This window comes from Bartonella sp. MR110HLJHH, assembly GCF_042194225.1.
GTDB lineage: Bacteria > Pseudomonadota > Alphaproteobacteria > Rhizobiales > Rhizobiaceae > Bartonella > Bartonella grahamii.
The window spans coordinates 1-616 of sequence record NZ_JBHIMQ010000104.1 but is presented as its reverse complement, the minus strand read 5'-3'; the positions used below and the strand labels follow the sequence as shown (position 1 = coordinate 616).

General features: G+C 43.8%; 1 protein-coding gene. It reads left to right on the top strand.

Annotated features, from left to right (window positions below; all coding sequences use genetic code 11):
• Window positions 1–616, top strand: a 616-nt coding sequence (locus tag ACFIKB_RS09735) for a phage tail protein (RefSeq protein ID WP_375653540.1), incomplete at both ends; no start/stop codon positions are given.

Sequence of the window (616 nt, the reverse complement as noted above, 5' to 3'; positions counted from 1 at the left end):
ACAGAAACCGGTTTATTAGCCTTGTCGGGAGGAGAGATACAAGATGGTTGTCTTTATACAGTCATGTATGATGAAGAGCTTTCGGGGTGGCAAGTTCTCAACCCGACAAGGGGTAAAGTTTCTTCCTTAAAACGCTTACCTTCCGGTCTGATAGGACCGTTTGCAATGGAGCGCTTGCCGGATGGTTGGTTGCCGTGTGATGGGAGTGCTTATTCACGGTATGTTTATTGGGACTTATTTTGTGTCATAGGAACGACGTGGGGAGAGGGGGATGGCGTTACGACATTTAATGTTCCCGATTTTCGAGGGATGTTTTTACGGGGACTTGATAATGAACGCAATTTAGACCCTTGGCGTTCTTTTGCAAGTATACAACCCAGTTCTTTAAAAGCGCACGAACATTTTATAGGTCCAGCATCATCAGAAGGTCTTTCTTCCCGTAAAAAACGTGATGTTTCTTCTTCTGAAGTTTCTTTGCAAAGGCGAAAGAGAGCTATAGACGAAGAGTGTGTAGGTTTGAGTGGGGATACCTTAAAGAGATGTCATGAAGAATTTGACCGAATAGTGGGCATTTCAGAGGTTCCATTTTGGTTTACAGAAAAAGATAAACCGCCTC